The organism is Paraburkholderia fungorum (assembly GCF_046026025.1).
Classification (GTDB): domain Bacteria; phylum Pseudomonadota; class Gammaproteobacteria; order Burkholderiales; family Burkholderiaceae; genus Paraburkholderia; species Paraburkholderia fungorum_E.
The window spans coordinates 295349-316084 of sequence record NZ_JAQQFL010000004.1 but is presented as its reverse complement, the minus strand read 5'-3'; the positions used below and the strand labels follow the sequence as shown (position 1 = coordinate 316084).

The 20736-nt window shown below is 64.6% G+C and carries 17 protein-coding genes and 1 pseudogene; 12 read left to right on the top strand and 6 right to left on the bottom strand.

Translation table 11 applies throughout. From position 1 onward, the window contains the following. Nucleotides 1-19: 19 nt before the first annotated feature. The 11 genes and pseudogenes from PQR67_RS07615 to PQR67_RS07565 form a co-directional block, all read left to right on the top strand. A pseudogene (locus PQR67_RS07615) lies at nucleotides 20-1096 on the top strand (HAL/PAL/TAL family ammonia-lyase); the annotation flags it as partial. Further along, a complete protein-coding gene (locus tag PQR67_RS07610; protein ID WP_408456528.1) occupies nucleotides 1093-1524 on the top strand; it encodes an acyl-CoA thioesterase in 432 nt (143 codons plus the stop codon). The pseudogene PQR67_RS07615 and the gene PQR67_RS07610, both read left to right, overlap by 4 nt. Further along, the gene (locus PQR67_RS07605; RefSeq protein WP_408456526.1) at nucleotides 1512-2216 is read left to right on the top strand and encodes an outer membrane lipoprotein carrier protein LolA; all 705 of its coding nucleotides are present in this window, start codon (nucleotides 1512-1514) and stop codon (nucleotides 2214-2216) included. The genes PQR67_RS07610 and PQR67_RS07605 overlap by 13 nt, the downstream gene beginning before the upstream one ends. Then, the gene (locus PQR67_RS07600) at nucleotides 2216-4681 is read left to right on the top strand and encodes an MMPL family transporter (RefSeq protein ID WP_408456524.1); all 2466 of its coding nucleotides are present in this window, start codon (nucleotides 2216-2218) and stop codon (nucleotides 4679-4681) included. The genes PQR67_RS07605 and PQR67_RS07600 overlap by 1 nt, the downstream gene beginning before the upstream one ends. After that, nucleotides 4678-5874: a beta-ketoacyl-[acyl-carrier-protein] synthase family protein gene (locus PQR67_RS07595; protein ID WP_408456521.1), complete on the top strand. Its 1197-nt coding sequence runs from the start codon at nucleotides 4678-4680 to the stop codon at nucleotides 5872-5874. The genes PQR67_RS07600 and PQR67_RS07595 overlap by 4 nt, the downstream gene beginning before the upstream one ends. 8 nt (nucleotides 5875-5882) lie before the next feature. Further along, nucleotides 5883-6368: a hotdog family protein gene (locus PQR67_RS07590; protein WP_408456518.1), complete on the top strand. Its 486-nt coding sequence runs from the start codon at nucleotides 5883-5885 to the stop codon at nucleotides 6366-6368. Beyond that, nucleotides 6365-7090 (top strand): 3-ketoacyl-ACP reductase FabG2, encoded by a 726-nt coding sequence (locus PQR67_RS07585; protein WP_408456516.1) that lies wholly within the window; start codon nucleotides 6365-6367, stop codon nucleotides 7088-7090. Before PQR67_RS07590 ends, PQR67_RS07585 begins: the two co-directional genes overlap by 4 nt. Then, complete coding sequence (locus PQR67_RS07580) at nucleotides 7090-8316, top strand: beta-ketoacyl-ACP synthase (RefSeq protein WP_408456514.1); 1227 nt, start codon at nucleotides 7090-7092, stop codon at nucleotides 8314-8316. The genes PQR67_RS07585 and PQR67_RS07580 overlap by 1 nt, the downstream gene beginning before the upstream one ends. Further along, complete coding sequence (locus PQR67_RS07575; protein ID WP_408456511.1) at nucleotides 8313-9551, top strand: beta-ketoacyl-[acyl-carrier-protein] synthase family protein; 1239 nt, start codon at nucleotides 8313-8315, stop codon at nucleotides 9549-9551. The genes PQR67_RS07580 and PQR67_RS07575 overlap by 4 nt, the downstream gene beginning before the upstream one ends. Before the next feature lie 34 nt (nucleotides 9552-9585). After that, complete coding sequence (locus tag PQR67_RS07570; protein WP_408456508.1) at nucleotides 9586-10008, top strand: signal peptidase; 423 nt, start codon at nucleotides 9586-9588, stop codon at nucleotides 10006-10008. Nucleotides 10009-10061: 53 nt separating this feature from the next. Beyond that, nucleotides 10062-10508: an excinuclease ABC subunit A gene (locus PQR67_RS07565; RefSeq protein WP_408456505.1), complete on the top strand. Its 447-nt coding sequence runs from the start codon at nucleotides 10062-10064 to the stop codon at nucleotides 10506-10508. A gap of 55 nt (nucleotides 10509-10563) precedes the next feature. On the opposite strand, the gene PQR67_RS07560 is transcribed toward PQR67_RS07565, so the two are convergent. Beyond that, nucleotides 10564-11292, bottom strand: a complete 729-nt coding sequence (locus PQR67_RS07560; protein ID WP_408456503.1) for a class I SAM-dependent methyltransferase — start codon at nucleotides 11290-11292, stop codon at nucleotides 10564-10566. A 107-nt stretch (nucleotides 11293-11399) separates the two neighbouring features. Between PQR67_RS07560 and PQR67_RS07555 the strand changes: the two genes are divergently transcribed. Beyond that, nucleotides 11400-12662: an NAD(P)/FAD-dependent oxidoreductase gene (locus PQR67_RS07555; RefSeq protein ID WP_408456500.1), complete on the top strand. Its 1263-nt coding sequence runs from the start codon at nucleotides 11400-11402 to the stop codon at nucleotides 12660-12662. Nucleotides 12663-12753: 91 nt separating this feature from the next. On the opposite strand, the gene guaD is transcribed toward PQR67_RS07555, so the two are convergent. The 5 genes from guaD to xdhA all read right to left on the bottom strand — a co-directional run bounded on the left by guaD (nucleotide 12754) and on the right by xdhA (nucleotide 20324). Further along, a complete protein-coding gene (guaD, locus tag PQR67_RS07550; RefSeq protein ID WP_408456497.1) occupies nucleotides 12754-14109 on the bottom strand; it encodes a guanine deaminase in 1356 nt (451 codons plus the stop codon). Between the two features lie 106 nt (nucleotides 14110-14215). Beyond that, nucleotides 14216-15268: an adenosine deaminase gene (locus PQR67_RS07545; protein WP_408456494.1), complete on the bottom strand. Its 1053-nt coding sequence runs from the start codon at nucleotides 15266-15268 to the stop codon at nucleotides 14216-14218. A 97-nt stretch (nucleotides 15269-15365) separates the two neighbouring features. Then, a complete protein-coding gene (gene xdhC / locus PQR67_RS07540) occupies nucleotides 15366-16379 on the bottom strand; it encodes a xanthine dehydrogenase accessory protein XdhC (protein ID WP_408456491.1) in 1014 nt (337 codons plus the stop codon). Beyond that, complete coding sequence (gene xdhB / locus PQR67_RS07535; protein WP_408456488.1) at nucleotides 16360-18777, bottom strand: xanthine dehydrogenase molybdopterin binding subunit; 2418 nt, start codon at nucleotides 18775-18777, stop codon at nucleotides 16360-16362. The genes xdhC and xdhB overlap by 20 nt, the downstream gene beginning before the upstream one ends. Then, the gene (xdhA, locus tag PQR67_RS07530; RefSeq protein WP_408456487.1) at nucleotides 18777-20324 is read right to left on the bottom strand and encodes a xanthine dehydrogenase small subunit; all 1548 of its coding nucleotides are present in this window, start codon (nucleotides 20322-20324) and stop codon (nucleotides 18777-18779) included. Before xdhA ends, xdhB begins: the two co-directional genes overlap by 1 nt. Between the last annotated feature and the right edge of the window lie 412 nt (nucleotides 20325-20736).

Genomic DNA, 20736 nt, shown 5'->3' with positions numbered 1-20736 from the left:
ACGGCTGTAGTAGGGCCCCGCCGCCCGCGCCGCCCCGCGCGACGTGATGTTCGAAGGCTCGCTGCGCCATGTGAGCGAGGTATGGACCGAGCTCGGTCACCTGCCCCTGACGCTCGCACCGAAAGAAGGCCTTGCGCTGATGAATGGCACCGCGGTGATGACGGGTCTCGCCTGTCTCGCGTTCGCGCGTGCCGATCATCTGACGCGCCTCACCGCGCGTCTCACGGCGCTCTCTACCGTCGCGCTCGACGGACGCGCCGCGCATTTCGACGCCACCCTGTTCGAAGTGAAGCCGCACGTAGGGCAGGCCGAGGCTGCGGCATGGATTCGCGACGACCTGAGCGGGCGTGACGATACACCGGGGCATCGTCTGCAGGACCGCTATTCGATTCGCTGCGCGCCGCACGTGATCGGCGTCGCGCGCGATGCCTTGTCGTGGGTGCGTCGCGATGTCGAGAATGAACTGAACAGCGCGAACGACAACCCCTTGATCGATCCCGACAACGAGCGCGTGCTGCACGGCGGCAACTTCTACGGCGGCCATATTGCGTTCGCCATGGACTCGCTGAAGGTCGCGGTCGCCAATCTCGCCGACCTGATGGACCGGCAGCTAGCACTGCTGGTCGACGTGAATTTCAATAACGGCTTGCCGCGCAATCTGTCGGGTGCGGCGCCCGCGCGCGCCGCGATCAATCATGGTTTCAAGGCCGTGCAGATTTCGTCGTCCGCATGGACGGCCGAAGCATTGAAGAACACGATGCCCGCCAGTGTCTTCTCGCGGTCGACCGAGGCGCACAATCAGGACAAGGTCAGCATGGGCACGATCGCCGCGCGCGACTGTTTGCGCGTGCTGGAGTTGACCGAGCAGGTCGCCGCCGCGCATACGCTCGCGACGGTGCAGGCCGCGCGTCTGCGGTTGAAGATCGACAGCAACACGCCGGTTCCCGCGCCGCTGCAAGCCTTTATCGACAGCGTGACGGCGCACTCGCCGTTCGTCGACGAAGACCGCGCGCTGGAAAGCGACCTGCGCGCACTGACCGCGCGCATCGCCGCCTGCGATTTGCTGAACGACTATCGCGGAGGCTCGAACGCATGACCGTCTCCCCTAAAGCGCTGACAGCCAGCGCGACAGTCGAAGTGCCGTTTCACGACGTCGACGCGATGAACGTGTGCTGGCATGGCCACTATCTGAAGTACTTCGAGATCGGCCGCGCAGCGCTGTTACGCACCTTCGACTACGACTACCGTGAGATGCAGGCCTCGGGTTATCTGTGGCCGATCGTCGAGGCGCATCTGAAGTACGTGCGCCCGGCCATCTACGGGCAGTTGCTCGAAGTGCGCGCACAACTCCTCGAACACGAAAACCGCCTGAAAATAGGCTATGAAATAGTCGATTGCGCGTCGGGTACGCGGCTCACGAAGGGGTACACGATCCAGGTCGCGGTCGACGCCGCGACACAGGAATTGCAGTTCGTCTCGCCGCCGGTCGTGTTCGAAAAGCTGGAGCACGTATGGGCACGATGAGCTTGCGCGGCAGGGCAGCGGACGCATGGTTCGCGCTAGTCGCGTTGACCGTATCAGGCGTATCGAGTCTGGCCGCATGGCCGACGGTGGCGTTTGCTGCAGCAGAAGCGCAAACACAAGCACAAGCCGCCGGCAACCTGGCCCTGGTCTCGCAAATTACCTCACATCTCGCGCAAGCCAGGGGCGTTCGCGCGCAGTTCACGCAGACGCAGACGCTCGCCGCGATGAAGCAGCCGCTCGTCAGTACGGGTTCGCTGCTGTTCTTCCGCGATCGTGGCGTGATCTGGCAGATCGATACGCCGTATAAGGCCACCTACGTCATCACCGATGCCGGTGTTGCCGAAGTCGACGCAAACGGCCAGCGCGTAACGGCACGGAGCGCCCAGGGCACGCGCGGCGTCGTGCAGGTCTCGAAGATGATGCGTGCGATGCTCGGCGGCGATCTGTCTGCGCTGTACTCGCAATTCGACGTACAGGCCGAAGGCAGCGCCGCGCAGTGGCGCATGCGACTCACGCCGAATCAGCCGCAGATCGCGCAGTCGATCAAAAGCTTGCAGATGAATGGCGGCGAGTATCTGCAAAGCCTGCGCATCACGCTCGCGAACGGCGACATCACAAAGCTCGACTTTGCGAAAAGCGCGGCGGTGACCGAACCGACGCCGGCAGAGCGCGGCTTGCTTGGAGCGCCGTAATGCAGGTGCTGCAACAGCGGTCCGCAAAACAGGCGTGGGGCATACGCGCCGCGTGGCTGCTGCTCGCGCTCGCCGCGGCGCTGTATTGCGGCTGGCGCTTCGCGGGACCTTCGCCGTTGCAGACCAATCTATTGGCCTTGCTGCCCGCCACCGAGGCCGATCCGGTCGCCGAAAAGGCGGTCGATACGCTGGCGTCCGCGCTCGGCGACCGCACGGTTTTTCTCGTCACCAGCAACAACGATGCGCACGCGAAAGCAGCGGCGAAGCAACTCGGCGCGTCATTGCAAAAGAGTGGCGCGTTCGGCTCGGTAACGGCGGAATTGCCGCCGTTCGATCTGTCGCAGATCGCTACGCTGTACATGCCTTATCGCTTTGGCCTGCTGACACCTGCCGAGCGCACGACGCTCGCGCAGGGTAATGCTTCGAGCGTGGCCCTGCATGACGCGCTTGCGCAGCGTATCTACAGCCCATTGCGCGGCGGCCTGACCACGTCGCTCGCCGACGATCCGTTCGGCTGGCTCGAACACTGGCTCGGCGGCTTGCCGCTCGCCACGTCGAATCTCGAACTCGAAGACAACATGCTGGTGTCGCATCGCGGCGCCGCGACGAGCGTGCTGATCGTCGCCACGCTGCCCGGCTCGGCCTACGAATCGAAGACTCAGCGTGCGGTGCTCGCCGCGCTCGCGCAAGGCGAAAGCGCCTTGAAGCAGGCCTTCCCCGACGTATCGGTGGCGAGAACCGGCGCGGTGTTTTACGCGGAATCGGCACGCAGCGCGTCGGAACGCGAGGTGCACCTGATCGGCGTCGCGTCGCTGTGCGGGATTGCGCTGCTGATGATGTGGGTGTTCCGCTCGCCGCGGCTATTGCTGATCGGTTTCGTGTCGACGGCGCTCGGCATTGTCTGCGCGCTCGCGGCGACGATGCTGGTGTTCGGCCAATTGCATCTGTTGACGCTGGTGTTCGGCGCGAGCCTGATCGGCGAGGCGGTCGACTATTCGATCCAGTATTTCGTGGTCTATCTCGGTGCGGGCCGTGATTGGGATTCGCGCCGCGGCGCGCGCGCGGTGCGTCCGGCGTTGACCGTTGCACTTGCCACCAGCCTGCTCGGCTACGCGATTCTCATGTGGGTCCCGTTCCCCGCGCTCAAGCAGATTGCCTGCTTCGCGATGGTGGGGATTACGACAGCGTTTGCGTCCGTGCTGTGCTTATTGCCCGCGCTGCTCACGCGCCCGCCGAAGCGCAGCCCGCAGCGCCTGTTCGCCGGCGCGGCGCGCTTGCTGACGGTTTGGCATCGCACGATCGGCGGCCGGCGCGCATGGTTCGTCGCGGCGCTGTTGCTGATCGTGGCGATTCCCGGCTGGCTGCGTCTGACGAGTGACGACGATATCCACTTGCTGATCCAGCGTGATCCTTCGCTGGTCGCGCAGGAAGACAAGGTACGCGCGGCGGTTGGTGTCGATAACAGCGCACAGTTTTTTGTGGTGCGCGGAGAGACACCCGAGATCGTGCTGCAACGCGCCGAAGCGCTGGGCGCGAAGCTCGACGGCTTGAACGGCACGGCGAACAAGGTCGGCAGCTATCAGTCGGTGGTGCAATTCGTGCCGTCCGCGAAACAGCAAAACGCAGACCGTGCCTTGCTCGCGCAGCACGTCTTCAACGATCCCGCGGCGTTGCGCGCCACACTGCTGCAGGCGGGCTTCAAAGACGAGGTTGCCGACGCCTGGCTGGCCGCGCAGGCGAAACCGCAGCCGCTGCTCACGCTCGACACGTGGCTTGCCGCCCCGTGGTCGCGGCCGTACCAACATCTGTGGCTGGGCGTCGTGGATTCGGCCACCAAAGCGGTTGCCGCCGTTGTGATTCCACAAGGCGTGACGCCGCGGAACGAGCCCGCGCTGATCGCCACCGCGCACTCGGTGCCGGGCGTGGTATTCGTCGACAAGGCGGCGAGCGTGTCGAAACTGTTCGGCGCGTATCGCGTGGATAGTGGCTGGTGGCTCGGCGGCGCGCTGGCGCTCGTGCTCGTTTTGTTGATCCTGCGCTACGCCCCGAAGGAAGTCCCCTTGGGGGACGCCCCGAAGGACGTCTCCCTGGCGGAACGCTTGCGTGGCGGCATCGCCGTGACGCTGCCCGTGCTGCTCGCGGTGGGCGTGACGCTCGCCGTGTTCGGTTATGTTCGGGTGCCGCTCAATCTCTTCAATTGGCTCGCGCTGATGCTGGTGCTCGGCGTAGGCGCAAACTATGCAGTATTTCTGCGCGAAGGCTGCTTGCGCGCGGACGCCGATCTCGGCGCGGTGTGGACGGGCGTGCTGCTTTCGGCGGCCACCACGCTGTTGTCGTTCGGCATGCTCGGCATGAGTGCGATGCCTGCGCTGAAAAGTTTCGGCGCCACTCTCGCGCTCGGCATCGCGGTGTCGGTGCTGCTCGCGCCGATCGGCATGCCATCGGAATCAAGGAGGGCCGCATGAAAGCGCCAACAGTTTATTTGCATGCGCCTGGCATGATCAACGCGCTTGGCGACGGCCTCGACGCAATCGTCCCGGCGCTTGCCGCCGCTCACGCCCCTGGTATGGCAAACGCGCATACGGGCATTGGCGAAGCGTTTGTCGGCAGCGTGCTCGCGCCGCTCGATCTGGCGCCACCGGCCGCGCTCGCGCGTTACGACTGCCGCAACAACCGCCTGTTGCTGGCCGCGCTGACGCAGATCGCACCGGCCGTCGTTGCGGCGCGCGAGCGTTACGGCGCGCATCGGATCGGCGTGGTGCTCGGCACCAGCACGTCAGGCATCGAAGCGGCCGAAGCCGCGTTCGTCTATCAGGCGCAAGCAGGCAATTTGCCTCCCAACTTCAACTACCGGCAGATGGAAATCGGCACCGCCGCGCCGTTTGCCGCCGCCGTGCTCGGCGTGCAGGGCCCGGCGTTCACGATTTCGACCGCGTGTACATCGAGTGCGAAGGCTTTTGCGTCGGCGCGCCGGTTGCTGCAATTGCGGCTCTGCGATGCGGTGGTGGTGGGCGGTGTCGATTCGTTGTGCGAGTTGACGGTGCAGGGTTTCGCCTCGCTCGAATCGACCAGCGGCGTACGCGCCAATCCGATGAGCCGCAATCGTTGCGGGATCAACGTCGGCGAAGGCGCCGCTGTGTTCCTGATGAGCCGTGACGAAGCGGAAATCCGGCTCGCGGGCATCGGCGAATCGAGCGACGCGCATCACATTTCCTCACCCGACCCGCTGGGTGTGGGCGGCGAAATCGCATTGCAGGCGGCGCTGGCCGACGCGGGCGTCGCAGCGTCGGCGATCGGCTATGTGAATCTGCATGCCACCGCCACGCGCAAGAACGACGACATGGAAGCGAAACTGATGGCGCGTGTTTTTCCCGAGGGCGCGGCGATGAGCGGCACCAAGCCGCTGACGGGGCATCAACTCGGCGCGGCGGGCGCCACCGAACTCGCCTTCGCGTGGCTGACGCTGGCGCGCGCGAACGGGTCGCGGCCCGTGCCGCTGCCGCGTCACCTGTGGGACGGCGAGGCCGATCCCACTATGCCGGCGCTGGATCTGGTCGAAACCGAACGCTTTCTGCCGGAGGGCGCGGGGTCGCAGTACGTGATGAGCAATTCGTTTGCGTTTGGCGGCAGCAATGTCAGCCTGATCCTCGGACGGTGACCGGCGCGATGACCCAGACGCTCTCCACCCAGGATCTCATCCAGCAACCAATCGAAGCGATCATCCCGCATCGCGGCACGATGCTGCTCATCGATGGGATCAACACGTTCAGCGAAGAGGCATTGAGCGCGCGAGCAAGCGTCCACGCCGACGCCTGGTATGCCACCGCCGACGGCGCGATGCCCGCATGGATCGGCATCGAGTTGATGGCGCAGACGATTGCGGCGCACGTTGCGCTGCTGGCCATGCGCGGCGGCGGCAGGGCGCGTCCCGGCGTGCTGCTCGGCTCGCGCAGCTACCGGGCCTTGCAAGCGTCGTTCGCGGGCGGCGCGCAGTTGCTGATCCACGCAACCGAATTACTACGCAGCGAAGAAGGCCACGGCGCCTACGAATGCACGATCCACCACGGCGAGGTGTGTTGCGCCGAAGCGGTCATCAAGGTCTTTCAGCCGCGCGATTTCCAGTCATTCATCGAAGGGAGTTTCAGTTCATGAGCCGGCGTGTTCTCGTTACCGGCGCAAGCCGCGGCATTGGCCGTGCGATTGCGTATCAGTTGGCCGCCGACGGCTTCGCGGTGTCCGTGCATTGCCGCACGGGCCGCACCGAGGCTGAAGCAGTCGCAACGGGCATCGCCGCGCAAGGCGGCACGGCACGTGTGCTGCAATTCGACGTGCGGGAGCGCGCGGTGTGCCGCGACGTGCTCGAAGCGGATGTCGCCGCACATGGCGCGTACTACGGCATCGTGTGCAGCGCGGGTGTGACCCGCGACGCCGCGTTCCCCGCGCTTACCGAGGAAGACTGGGACATCGTGATCGAAACCGGTCTCGACTCGTTCTACAACGTGGTCCACCCGTTGACCATGCCGATGGTGCGGGCGAAGAAGGGCGGCCGCATTGTCACGATCGCGTCGGTCTCCGGGGTGATGGGCAATCGCGGCCAGGTCAACTACAGCGCGGCGAAGGCCGGTCTGATCGGCGCGTCCAAGGCGCTCGCCGTCGAACTGGCGACGCGCAATATCACCGTCAATTGCGTGGCGCCGGGCCTGATCGAAACCGGCATGCTCGACGAGATGCCGCTCGAACACGCCTTGAAGACGGTGCCGATGAACCGCGTCGGCCAGCCTGCCGAAGTGGCCTCCGTGGTCAGCTTCCTGATGTCGGATGCGGCCTCGTACGTCACGCGTCAGGTGATCGGCGTCAATGGTGGGATGGTGTGATGAAACGCGTCGTCATTACCGGCATGGGGGGCGTCACGGCGTTCGGTGACGACTGGGACGCAATCGAAGCGCGTCTGAAGGGCGGCGTGAACGCGGTGCGCCGGATAACCGAGTGGGATTACTTCGAGTCGCTGCATACGCGGCTCGCGTGTCCATTGCCGGGCTTCACGGCGCCGGCCCATTACCCGCGCAAGAAAACCCGCTCGATGGGGCCGGTATCGATGTACTCGGTGCGCGCAAGCGAACTGGCGCTCGCCGACGCGGGACTCGCCGACGACACCAGTATCAAGGACGGCCGCATGGGCGTCGCCTACGGCTCGTCGTCGGGCTCGGTGCAGCCGATTCGCGCCTTCGGCACGATGCTCGAAACCGGCAAGATGAGTGACGTCACGTCGAACAGCTACGTGCAGATGATGCCGCACACCACGGCGGTCAACGTCAGCCTCTTCTGGGATCTGAAAGGCCGGATCATTCCGACCTCGTGCGCGTGCGCGTCGGGCAGTCAGGCGATCGGCTACGCGTATGAAGCCATCCAGACCGGCAAGCAGACCCTGATGCTGGCGGGCGGCGCGGAAGAACTCTCGGGCCCGGCGGTGGCCGTGTTCGATACCTTGTACGCGACCAGCACGCGCAACGACGAGCCGCATCTCACGCCGCGGCCGTTCGATGCCGCGCGCGACGGCCTCGTGGTCGGCGAAGGCGCGGCCACGCTGGTGCTCGAAGAATATGAACACGCGGTGGCGCGCGGCGCGAGGATTCATGCGGAGATTGTCGGCTTCGGCTGCAATTCGGACGGCGCGCACATGACCCAGCCGACCGCCGAGACCATGGCGATTGCCATGCAGCTCGCTCTCAAGGATGCGCAACTGCCGCCGGAAGCGATCGCCTATGTGAACGCACACGGCACCTCGACGGACCGTGGCGACATCGCCGAAAGTCATGCGACCGCGCAGACCTTCGGCGCACGCATGCCGATCAGTTCGCTCAAGAGCTATGTCGGCCATACGCTCGGCGCGTGCGGTGCGCTGGAGGCGTGGTGGACCATCGAGATGATGAAGCGCAACTGGTATGCGCCGACCTTGAACCTGCAGAACGTCGATCCGGCTTGCGCACCACTCGACTACATCGTCGGCTCCGGCCGCGAGATCGACGCCGAACATGTGATGAGCAATAACTTCGCATTCGGCGGCATCAACACGTCGCTGATTTTCAGGCGCGTTCGATGAGCATCGTGCTGCAACGCGTGGTCGTCACCGGCATGGGGATCGTGTCGTGTCTCGGCAATACGCTCGACGGCGTGTCGGCCGCGTTGCGCGCGGGCCGCTCGCGTATCGAACGGATCGACGCGTGGCGTGAGCGCGGTTTCGGTTCGCAGGTGGCGGCCGTCGCGTCGGTCGCGCAGGAGCCGCCGTTCGATCGCAAGCTCGAACGCTTCATGGGCGATACCGCACGCTTTGCGTGTCATGCCGCGAAGCAGGCGATCGACGATGCGGGTCTCGCGCCCGGCGCGTTGCGTTCGCCACAGGCCGGCACGGTGATCGGCTCGGGCGTCGGCACGATGTCGAGTTACGACGTGGCGATGTCGATCGCGAATGCACGCGGTGTCGACAAAGTGCCGCCGTATACGGTCCCGCACGCGATGAGCAGCACCGCGTCGGCCAATGTCGCGCAGGTGTTCGGACTCGAGGGCGTGAGCTATTCGCCGTCGTCGGCGTGCACGACCTCGGCGCTCGCCATCGGCCAGGCGATGCAACTGATCCAGACCGGCCGCCAGCAGATCGTGCTGGCCGGCGGCAGCGAGTCGCTGCACGACAACATGACGCTGATGTTCGACTCGATGGGCGCGTTGTCGCGCGGTTTCAACGACACGCCGCAGCGCGCATCGCGTCCCTACGATACGGCGCGCGACGGTTTCGTGATCGCGTCGGGGGGCGGTGTGCTGGTGCTCGAAGCACTCGATCACGCGTTGGCGCGCGGGGCCCGTATTTACGCCGAGCTGACCGGTTTCGGCGACTGCACGGACGCCGCCGGCATGGTGACACCGCATGCGGCCGGCATCGCACGGGCGATGCGCGGCGCGCTGGGCGCAACGGGTGTGGCAGGCAAGCGTCCCGACTACATCAACACGCACGCGCCGTCGACGCCGCTTGGCGATGTCGAGGAATTGCGCGCATTGAGCGACGTATTCGGCGGCGACGTACCCGCGTTCTCGTCGACTAAAGGCATGACCGGACATCCGCTCGGCGCATGCGGCGCACACGAGGCGATCTACACGTTGCTGATGATGCGCGACGGTTTCATCGCGGGGACGGCGGGCATCGAGACGCCGGAGCCCGCCGTCGACGGTATGCCGCTCGTGCGCGCGACGCGTGACGCGCGCATTGATACGGCGATGTCGATTTCATTCGGGTTCGGCGGCAGTTGCGCAAGCCTGATCTTTGAAGCGTGGCAGGGCGGTTAAAACGGCTGTTATCTAAAGAACGAGGGCAATAAAAATGAAAAAGCGTTTTGTACTGGGTGCACTGGCGGTGGTCGTGCTGACGCAGGCAGGCTGCGCGACCGACGTGAAATCGGTGCCGCTCGCGGCGGCCGGCGGCCAGTCGCGTGGCGGCGTGCAGGTCTATTTCGGCCAGCAAAGCCATCCGGCTGTAACGGCCAGATTGGGCGACGTGTCCTATTCGGCGCGGATCGCGCGCAAGGTGTCGAGCCCTGACGACGCATGCCATGAAGCGCTTGCCGAAGCCGTACAGAAGCTGCGCGCGGCGGCTCACGAGCGCAACGCGAATGCCGTGATCGATGTGTCGACGCGTTTTCATAGCACGACGACCGATTCATCGACCGATTTCACCTGTGGCGTGAGCCCCAGCGCGGCTGCGGTCGCGGTGAGCGGCCAACTCGTCGTGCTGGAAGCGAACTAGGTCAAATCGAATCTGGAACTCACCAAAGCAATAACAACCACCAAGGAGTCTCAATGAAACGCAATGTACTGTTTGCCACGCTGTTCGCTTCGCTGGTCACGTTGAGCGCGACTCAGGCTTTTGCTCGCGACACGGTTGACAACTATGCGGTTGCGCCGGCGCTGCAAAGCGAACCGGGCAAGGTCAGTGACGACATCGCCCTGTATTTTGCGGGCCAGCCGCATCCGGCCGTGCTGAAAAAGATAGGCGAATTCGCGACCAACAAGAAGACCAATGCATTCGGCAAGAGCGATCTGGCAGCGTGCCAGCACGTGTTCCTTTCGGCGGTGATCGAGTTGCAGGATCGCGCGCGCAAGGAAGGCGGCAACGCGGTGATCAACATCAAGAGCAACTACAAGAACGAAGTGCGTGAGAGCGCGACGGAGTTCACGTGCGGTGCGGGCGCGGTGATCGCCGGCGTGGCGCTGACCGGTGATGTGGTGACGCTGCGCGGCAAGTAAGCATGCGTGATGCCGGTCAGGGCGATGGGATCGCCACCGCTCTGACAGGCAAGGTTCAATCCGCCTTCACCGCCGCGACATTGACCAGCGTTTCACGACGCTTGCCAGGTTGCGGATGGGTCAGGCCGAGGCGTTCGAGCAGGCCGAAGTCTTTCGCGCGGCTCCACCAGAGATACGGCAGCGAGACGTTGCGCTGCTCGAAGCGAAAGCCGCCGTGGCGGATCATGTCGAGGTACCCGTCGGCGCTTTTCTGCACGTGCATGGGATGACGGAACAGCAGCCGGATCACCCACGATTTGATGTACGCGTCGGTGGATTCGGCGAACAGCAGGATGCCGCCAGGTTTGAGCACACGGCGGAATTCGGCGAGCGCGCGGTCCTGTTCGACGAGATGGTGGAAGGTTTGATGGCAGAACACGATATCGGCGCTGGCATCGGGCAACGGCAAATGCGCGCAGTCGCCGTGCAGCACGTCGATATCGGCGAGTGTGTCGCGGCAAGCTCGGGCCGCATCAGCGGCCAGCGTTAGCGACGGTTCGTGAAAATCGATACCGACAATGCGGCGCGGCTTGAACGCGTCGGCGAGCAGGTGGAACGAAATGCCTTGCCCGCAGCCGACGTCGACGATTACCGGCGCGGCAGGCAAGGGCGTGTCGATCAGGCGTTTGAGGTCGTTGATCGCGACCCGCAGCACATGATGTTCCCACGTATAGGTACGCAGGAACCAGATCCCGAAGGCCGTTTCCGGCACGAAAGGCACGCTGGATGTTTCGGATGGCGACACGCTGGGCTCCCCGACGAAATTAGTGTTCTTGCCGTGATGCGTAATTGTAACGAGAAGTAAGGATGCAGCGTAACGCTGCCCAGAGCAAGCAAACGATTGAGGCAACTTTGAGTACACATTCGTCAACGCGCATAACCGTCGATGTCGCTGTCATCGGCGCAGGTCCGGCAGGTGCAGTCGCAGCGGCGCTCTTGCGCCGGGCGGGCCGCTCGGTGCTGGTGCTGGAGCGCCAGCATTTCCCGCGTTTCTCGATCGGTGAAAGTCTGCTGCCGCAAAGCATGGCCTACCTCGAAGAGGCGGGCATGCTGCAGGCGGTGGTCGAAGCCGGGTTCCAGTACAAGAACGGCGCGCATTTCATTCACCGCGGCCAGTCGTCGGCATTCGACTTCCGCGATAAACACTCGACGGGTTGGGGCACCACGTACCAGGTCGAGCGCGCGGTGTTCGACGATATTCTGATTCGCTGTGCGGCAGAGCAGGGCGCCGACGTGCGCTTCGGTCACACGGTCCGGGCGATGCATCCGGGCACGGAGGGCGAGGGCGGCAACAAGCCGGTGCTCGACGTGATCGACGAAGCGGATAACGCCTATGAAGTGGAGGCGCGATTCGTGTTCGACGCGAGCGGTTTCGGTCGCGTGCTGCCGCGTTTGCTGAACCTGGAAGCCCCGACGGGCATGCCGACCCGTGCCGCGATCTTCTCGCATGTGCTGGACGGTATTCCGGCCGGCGCGACCGACCGCAACAAGATCTGCGTGGCGACACACCCCGAGCGCCGCGACGTGTGGTTCTGGATGATTCCGTTGGCGGGTGGTCGCTCATCGGTAGGTTGCGTTGCAGAGGCCAGTTTCCTCGGCGTGCCGGAAGCGGAGCGCGACGCGAAACTGCGCACGCTGATCCAGCAGGAGCCGACACTCGGACCGCTGATCGGCAACGCGCCGTTCCTGATGCCGGTGCGCCATATCGGCGGCTACGCGGCGAATGTCGAACGTTTGCATGGGCCGGGCTATGCGTTGCTCGGCAATGCGGGCGAGTTTCTCGATCCGGTATTTTCGTCCGGTGTGACGATCGCGCTGCGTTCCGCGCATCTCGCGGTGCAGACCTTGAACCGGCAACTGGATGGCGAGCAGATCGACTGGTCTGCCGCTTACGACGTGCCGTTGCGCAAGGGGATCGATACGTTCCGCGCGTTCGTCGAACGCTGGTACACGGGCGAACTGCAGGACATCATTTTTTATCCGGACCAGACGCCGTCGATCCGGCGCATGATCAGCGCGGTGCTGGCGGGTTACGCGTGGGATGAATCGAATCCCTATGTCGCCGATCCGGTGCGCCGTCTGAATGCGTTGCATGACGTGTGCACGCATCGTTGATCGAGCCGCAGGGTACGGGCAAATGAAAACGGCGCTTCCTTCAAGAAGCGCCGTATTTTATTCACCCGTCTGAATCAGCCTGGGAGACCGCTCAGGCCGCGATTTTCGCCGTACGCGGCGTGTGCTGACGTACGTCGTCGCGACGATGCACGCGCTTGCCCGCGGCATACGTTTCGTAAATCGCGCGGTCGTCGCCGAGCAGCGCGAACGCAAACAGCAGTTCCTCGAGCGATTCCGTGCGTGCGGTCCGGCGCGCGAGCAGCGGCGTGGCTTGCGGATCGAGCACGACGAAGTCGGCTTCCGACTTCGGCTTCAACGTGCCGACCTTGTCGGCCAGATCGAGTGCTTCAGCGGCGCCAGCGGTGGCGAGATAGAACATGCGCGTGGCCGTCAGATGATGCCCGGTCAGACGCGCGACCTTGTGCGCCTCGTTCATGGTTTGCAGCATCGAGAACGAGGTGCCGCCGCCGACGTCCGTCGCCAGCGCGATCGGCGTGCCGGCTTCGTCGGCCTTGTCGAAGTCGAACAGGCCGCTGCCGAGGAACAGGTTCGAGGTCGGGCAGTGCGAGGCGACCGTGCCGGTTTGCGCCATGCGCTTGCGGTCTTCGTCGTCAAGATAGATGCAGTGGCCGTACACCGCGCGGCGGCGCAGCAGGCCGTAGTGATCGTAGATGTCCAGGTAGCTGCGGTGCCCCGGGAACAGATCGGCGACCCACTTCACTTCGTCCGTATTCTCGGCGACGTGGCTCTGGATGAAAATGTCCGGATGCTTGCCCGCCAGCACGCCGCACGCTTCGAGTTGCGCTTCGGTCGAGGTCGGCGCGAAACGCGGCGTGAGCGCGTACATCTGGCGGCCACGGTTGTGCCAGCGGCCGATCAGCTCGGCGCTGTCGTCATAGCCCGATTGCGCGGTGTCGCGCAGGAATTCCGGGCAGTTGCGATCCATCAGCACTTTGCCGGCCACCATGCGCAGATTGCGTGCTTCGCTTTCGGTGAAAAGGGCGTCGGCCGAGTCCTTATGGACCGTGCAATACACGAGCGCGGTGGTTGTGCCGCAAGCCAGCAGTTCATCGACGAAGAAGCTCGCCGTATCGCGCGCATACGCCGGATCGGCGAAGCGGCGCTCGGTCGGGAACGTGTACGTGTCGAGCCAGGGCAAGAGCCCCGGCGCCGGCGACGCGATCATGTCGGTCTGCGGATAGTGAATGTGTGTATCGATAAACCCCGGCACGATCAGCTTGTCGCGCATCTCCTGCACATGAGTGCCCGGCGCGAGCAGCGATGCAAGCGCGGCATACGCACCCGCCGCGACGACATGGCCGTCTTCGACGATCAGCAAGCCGTCTTCGTTGAAGACCGCCGCGTTGGGCGATTGCGCCGGGTCGCCGTTGAAGGTCAGCAGTTGTGCGCGGAATGCTGATTGGGTCGATTGTGCCGATTGAGTCATGAGAAAAACCGTCTCCGTATTGTGGGGAGCTGCGCAGCACGGACGACGGTTTTATTCAGGCTGTGAAACGAACCCGTGCCGCCGCCGGCTGCCATTCATTGGCCCGTCAGTGCGGGCCGCCTGGGTGCCATTGCGCGTCGAGCTTCGCGATCAGTTCGCTGCGTTGCTCGGGCGTGACGAACGACGCTTCGAAGCTGTTGCGGATGATCGTGTAGACCTCGGCATCGTTGAGCTTCAACGCGTCGATGATGGCGAAATAGTTGGCGTTCACGTAGCCGCCGAAATAGGCCGGATCGTCGGAATTCACCGTGACGGCGACGCCGCAATCGAGCAGATCCTTCAGGGTGTGTTTGGTCATGTCGTCGAACACGCAGAGCTTGAGATTCGACAACGGACACACGGTCAGCGCGACGCGCGTATCGGCGAGGCGCGTGACGAGCGCCGGATCTTCGATGCTGCGCACGCCGTGGTCGACGCGGTCCACTTTCAGCAGATCGAGCGCTTCGTAGATATACGACGGCGGGCCTTCTTCGCCTGCATGCGCGACCAGTTTCAGGCCGAGCCCGCGTGCCTGGGCGAATACGCGTTCGAACTTCGAGGGCGGATGACCGCGCTCGGACGAATCGAGCCCCACGCCGATCAGGCGATGCTTGTATTGCTCGAACAATGGCCGTGCTTCTTCAAACGTGGCGAGTGCATCTTCTTCGGACAGATGGCGCAGGAAACACAGAATCAGTTTGCTCGACATGCCGCGCTGTTCCGCATCGGCCAACGCGCGATCAATGCCTGCGACCACGGTTGCGATCGGTACGCCACGCTCGGTATGCGTCTGCGGATCGAAGAAGATTTCGCTGTGGATCACGTTGTCGGCGAGGCAGCGTTCAACATACGCCATCGTCATGTCATAGAAGTCCTGCTCGTGCAACAGGACGCTCGCGCCGGCGTAATAGATGTCGAGGAACGATTGCAGATCGGTGAACGCGTACGCGGCGCGCAGGGCGTCGATCGAGTCATAGGCGAGCTTCACGCCGTTGCGTTCGGCGAGCGCGAAGATCAACTCGGGTTCGAGCGAGCCTTCAATATGGATGTGCAGCTCGGCCTTCGGTGCGCGAGCGGTTTTCTCGACGAGCGATAGAGGGGTAGCGGTTGTTGTAGTCATGGTCGGTCAGGAGTTCATTGGAGTCGGTTCGCTCCGGATGCGGGATGCAGGGCAGGATGCAATCGCGTTCGGGGCGGCAGGTCGATTGTGCGGCAAATCAGACCGTCTGCGCCGCATGCGCGCCCGCATTCGCCTCCACGGCCTGCAACACCTGGGCGGCCGCCGAGATCGCGATGATCTCCGGCGACTTGTCGACGATACCGTCCACGCCGAGCGGGCACTTCATGCGCGCAATCTGCGACGGATCGATGCCGCGCGCGGCCAGCCGGTGTTCGAACTGCTTGCGCTTGGTGTGCGAGCCGATCATGCCGAAGAACGCGAAATCGCCGCGCCGCAGAATGCGCTCGGCCAACTCGAGATCGAGCGCATGGTTGTGCGTCATCACGATGAAGTACGTATGCGGCGCGGCCCGGTCGATGGCTTCGTCGGGCGCGTCGTTCGGATCGATCTTCACATTCGGCGCATGCAGCGTTTCCACAGGCGGAAACTGCGCGTCGCGCTCGTCGACCCAGCGGACGGTGCAAGGCAGCGTGGCCAGCACGCGAACCAGCGCCGCGCCCACGTGACCGGCGCCGAACAGCACGACCTGGAAGTCGCCTGGGGCGATGGTTTCGGTGAGCAACGCGCCGCTGTCGTCGAAGCCGGCGCCGTCCCACAGCAGGCAGTCGGCGGCATCGACACCCGGCTCGGGGTCGGACAGCATCACCGCATCCGGTGCGGGGCCGAATGATACGCTACGCACCGTCGAAAGGCCCGCGGCCACGCGTTTTGCGAGCGACGTAATCCAGCCGAGGTCGCCAATGTCGAGGCGCTCAAAGGCGAGAATCACCGCGCCGCCGCAGCATTGGCCGAGACTCGGCCCAAGCGCGAAGCGTTCGAGGCGGCGCATGTGCGGTGAGCGCATGCCGTCGCGCAGCACCTGGCGCGCGGTCTCGATGGCCTTCCATTCGAGGTGTCCGCCGCCGATCGTGTGCTTGGCCGAATCGCGCGTGACGATCATCTTGGTGCCGGCTTCGCGGGGCGCCGAACCTTCGACGCGGGCGACCGTCACCAGCACGGCGGCGTCGCCGTGCGCGAGCAGTTGTTGCAGGTCAGGTAGCCAGGCTTGCATCCGGCGGTTCTCCATACGTGGCCGCGTGAGGTGTCCATGCGGCCGGTTGCAACGCGTCGAGTGCGTCCAGAATCGCTTCGGGCGTCGCGGGCGCGCGCAACGACGGCGCGTTTTCCGCGTCCGGCACCGCAGCAGCGATCGCGTCACGAATCGCGAGGAATACCGAGAAGGGCAGCAGCAGAGGCGGCTCGCCCACTGCCTTCGAATGGAACACGGTCGGCTCGGCGTTCCGGTTTCGATAAAGCTGCACGGTGAATGCCGCCGGCGTATCGCTGACGGCGGGAATCTTGTAAGTGGACGGCGCATGCGTCATCAGGCGGCCGTCGCGGTTCCACCACAATTCTTCCGTAGTGAGCCAGCCCATGCCTTGAATGAAACCGCCTTCCACCTGGCCGATATCGATCGCCGGATTGATCGATTCGCCGGCGTCGTGCAACACGTCCGCACGAACCAGTTTCCATTCGCCGGTCAGCGTGTCGATCACCACTTCCGACACCGCCGCGCCGTACGCAAAATAATAAAACGGGTGGCCAGTTAGCGTTTGCGCGTCCCAATGGACTTTCGGCGTCGTATAGAAGCCGTCCGACCACAACTGCACGCGCGCCAGATACGCGGCCCCGACCAGTTGCTCAAACGGCATTGCACCGCCATTCGCCGACACCTCGCCGTTGGCGAATTTCACCGATTCGGCGGTACCGCCGAGTTGCCTCGCGGCGAGTTCGGCGAGCCGGTCGCGAATGGTTCGCGCCGCGGCTTCGGCGGCTTTGCCGTTCAGGTCGCTGCCGGTGGACGCCGCCGTCGCCGAGGTATTGGCGATTTTCGACGTATCGGCTGCCGTGACGCGCACGCGCGAAAGCGGCAAGCCGAGTTGATTCGCAACGACCTGCGCGACCTTCGTGTTGAGCCCCTGGCCCATTTCGGTGCCGCCGTGATTGACGAGCACCGAACCGTCTTTGTACACATGCACCAGCGCGCCGGCCTGATTCAGAAACGGCACGTTGAACGAGATGCCGAACTTCACCGGCGAGAATGCGAGGCCGCGTTTGAGCACGGGACTCTGCGCATTGAACGCCGCGATTGCTTCGCGGCGCGCGCGGTAGTCGCTGGTTTCGAGCAGCTCGTCGGTCAGCGGCGCGATGATGTTGTCTTCGACGTGTTGTCCGTACGGCGTCGTGTCGCGTTCGCCGATACCGTAGTAGTTGGCAAGCCGCACATCGAGCGGGTCGCATTTCAATTGACGCGCGATGCTGTCGAGCATCACTTCCATCACCAGCGCGCCTTGCGGGCCGCCGAAGCCGCGAAACGCGGTGTTCGATTGGGTATTCGTCTTGCAGCACAGCGCGACGATGTCGACGTCGGACAGGTAGTACGCATTGTCGAAGTGACACACGGCACGGGTCGCGACCGCGCCCGATAGGTCGGCGGAATAGCCTGCTCGCAAGGCGATTTCCACGCGCGCGCCGAGAATCCGGCCGCTATCGTCAAAGCCGGCTTCGTACGCGTAGACCGCGTCGTGGCGCTTGCCGGTGATCATGAAATCGTCGTCGCGATCGGCGCGCAGTTTGACCGGGCGGCGCAGCAGTTTCGCCGCGAGCGAGGCCACGCACGCGAACAGCGCCGATTGCGATTCCTTGCCGCCGAAGCCGCCACCCATCCGCCGGCATTCGCACAGCACGTTGTGCGCCGGCCAACCGAGCATATGCGCGACGACCTGCTGCATTTCGCTCGGATGCTGCGTCGAACTGTAGACGAGCATGCCGTCCATTTCCTTGGGCACGGCGTAGGCGATCTGGCCTTCGAGATAAAACTGCTCCTGGCCGCCGACTTCAAACGTGCCACGGATTGTGTGCGGAGCCGCGGCTATTTTTGCGTCGGGGTCGCCGCGCTTCAGGTGCAGCGGCGGCAGGACGAACTGCTTGTTGGCTTTCGCTTCGGCGGGCGTGAGGACGACTTCGAGCGGTTCGTATCGCACGACGTCGTCACTTTTGGCCAGCGCGGCGGCGCGGCGTGCGAGCTCATGACTCTCGGCGATCACCGCGAACACCGGTTGGCCGAGATACAGCACTTCGTCGACAGCGAGAATCGGATCGTCGTGCAGCACCGGGCCGCAATTGTTCTCGCCGGGGATATCTTCGGCGCTCAGCACGGCGATCACGCCTGGCGCTTTTCTGACGGCATCCAGATCGAGCGACACGATTCGCGCGTGCGCGTGCCGCGAGAGTCCCAGCGCCGCGTGCAGCGTGCCTTGCAATTCGGGGAGGTCGTCCGTGTAGGTGGCCTCGCCGCTCACGTGCAGGGTGGCGGATTCGTGCGGCAGCGAAACGCCGATCGCCGTTTCGTTTTCCTGCGCGGCGGTGTGCCTCGCGGCATGCTCGATAAAAGCATCGGTCCGGTTCATCACGACGACTCCTTGGCCACGACCGCGTCCGGGCCGCCGGATTCGTACGCGAACGCATTCACGTCGCAGAGGGCGAGCGGCGCTGCGTCGCGCGTTTCGAGGTGGAAGCGCCACAGCAGGTTGCGCGCCACCTTGAGCCGATAGGCGCTCGAGGCGCGCATGTCGGTGAGCGGCTGATAATCGGCGACGAGTGCGTTCATGGCTTGCCGCGCGGTGCCTTCGTTCCATGTTGCGCCGATCAGCGCGGCCTCGGTTTGCGCGGCGCGTTTCGGTGTCGCGGCCATGCCGCCGAAGGCAATGTGGGCATTCGCAATCGCGCCGTTTTCGCCGATGTGCAGCGCGAACGCGGCGCACACCGCGGAGATGTCCTGATCGTAGCGCTTCGACACTTTGTAGGTGCGAAAGCGCAAATCGCGCGCCGGACGCGGCACCCGCAGCGCCGCGACGAATTCGCCGGCCGCGAGCGCGGTTTTCTGATAGCCGAGGTAGAAGGCGTCGAGCGTCAACGTGCGGGTTTTGGCGCCGTGACGCAGCACGACTTCGGCGCCGAGCGCGAGCAGCGCGGGCATCGAATCGCCGATCGGCGAGCCGTTCGCGACGTTGCCGCCGAGCGTGCCGGCATTGCGGATCGGCAGCGACGCGAAGCGCGTCCATAACTCGGCCAGTTCGGGGTAATCGACAGCGAGCGCCGCGTAGGCGTCTTCAAGCGTGACGGCGGCGCCGATTGTCAGCGTCTGCGCGTCGCGTTCGATCGTCTTCAATTCGGCGACGTTGCCGATATACAGGATGTCGCCGAGATCGCGGAACTGCTTGGTGACCCATAGACCGACGTCGGTGCTGCCGGCCAGCAGACGTGCCTGCGGATGCTCGGCGCGCAGTCTTGCGAACGCATCGAGCGTGACCGGTGCATGGAAGGTGGGCGAGCCGAAGGCGGCGCCGCGCGTATCGGGCGCGCTGTACTCGAACGTGTCACGGCGTTGGATCGGGCGCAGCGCGTCGGCGAGCGCCTTGCGGTCGAGCGTTACGCGGGGGTATTGCGGATAGTCGAACATCTTCTGCGATGCATCGACAATCGGCCGGTAGCCGGTGCAGCGGCACAGATTGCCGGACAGCGCGGCGTTGATTTCATCGCGGGTGGGCAGGCCGGCGGCGGCCGGCTGGTTTTCGTACAACGCCCACATCGACATCACGAAGCCGGGGGTGCAGAAACCGCACTGGGAGCCGTGGCAATCGACCATGGCCTGCTGGACGGGGTGCAGGGCGCCGTCGGCGGCGCGCAGGTCCTCGACGGTGAAGAGGGCTTTGCCGTCCAGCGTCGGCAGGAACTGAATACAGGCATTGACCGCTTTCAGCGCAACACCGCCTTGCGCGTCCAGTTCGCCGATCACCACCGTGCAGGCGCCGCAGTCGCCCTCCGCGCAGCCTTCCTTGGTGCCCGTGCAATGCAAATCCTCGCGCAGGTGCTGAAGCACGGTGCGCGCCGCCGGGACGCCCGCGACCTCACGGACGGACCCCTGGTGATAAAAGCGGATGGTTTGCGTTGTCATGGTGAATCCGAAAGACAGTGCGGACCGGGCGCGCGTTACGCATGGGGTCGCGCCAAAGCCGGCCTCGCGCACGTAGATCGCCATCCAGTTATGAAGATAGCACTACCTTGTCCCGAAAATATTTCCCAACTCGCATGAAGCTTATTCGGAAGCGGTCATGTGATTAGTACGATTCCTGCCGGGCCGGGAAGTTGCGTGAGGCGGGACGGATTGGGGAAAACCAGGTGGGGCGGGGCCGAGCGGGGCCGAGCGGGGCGGAGGAGGGTGGCGCGGCTGGCAGCCCGCCTGCGCGCGGGTCTGGCCGAATTTACGGGCCGAAGCGGATGTGAAAACGCCGGCCTTTGACCCGCCTTGTTAGGCAGGTCAAAGGCCGGCGTGAAGCCGGTCATCTCAATCGGAACAGCCGGAGCGG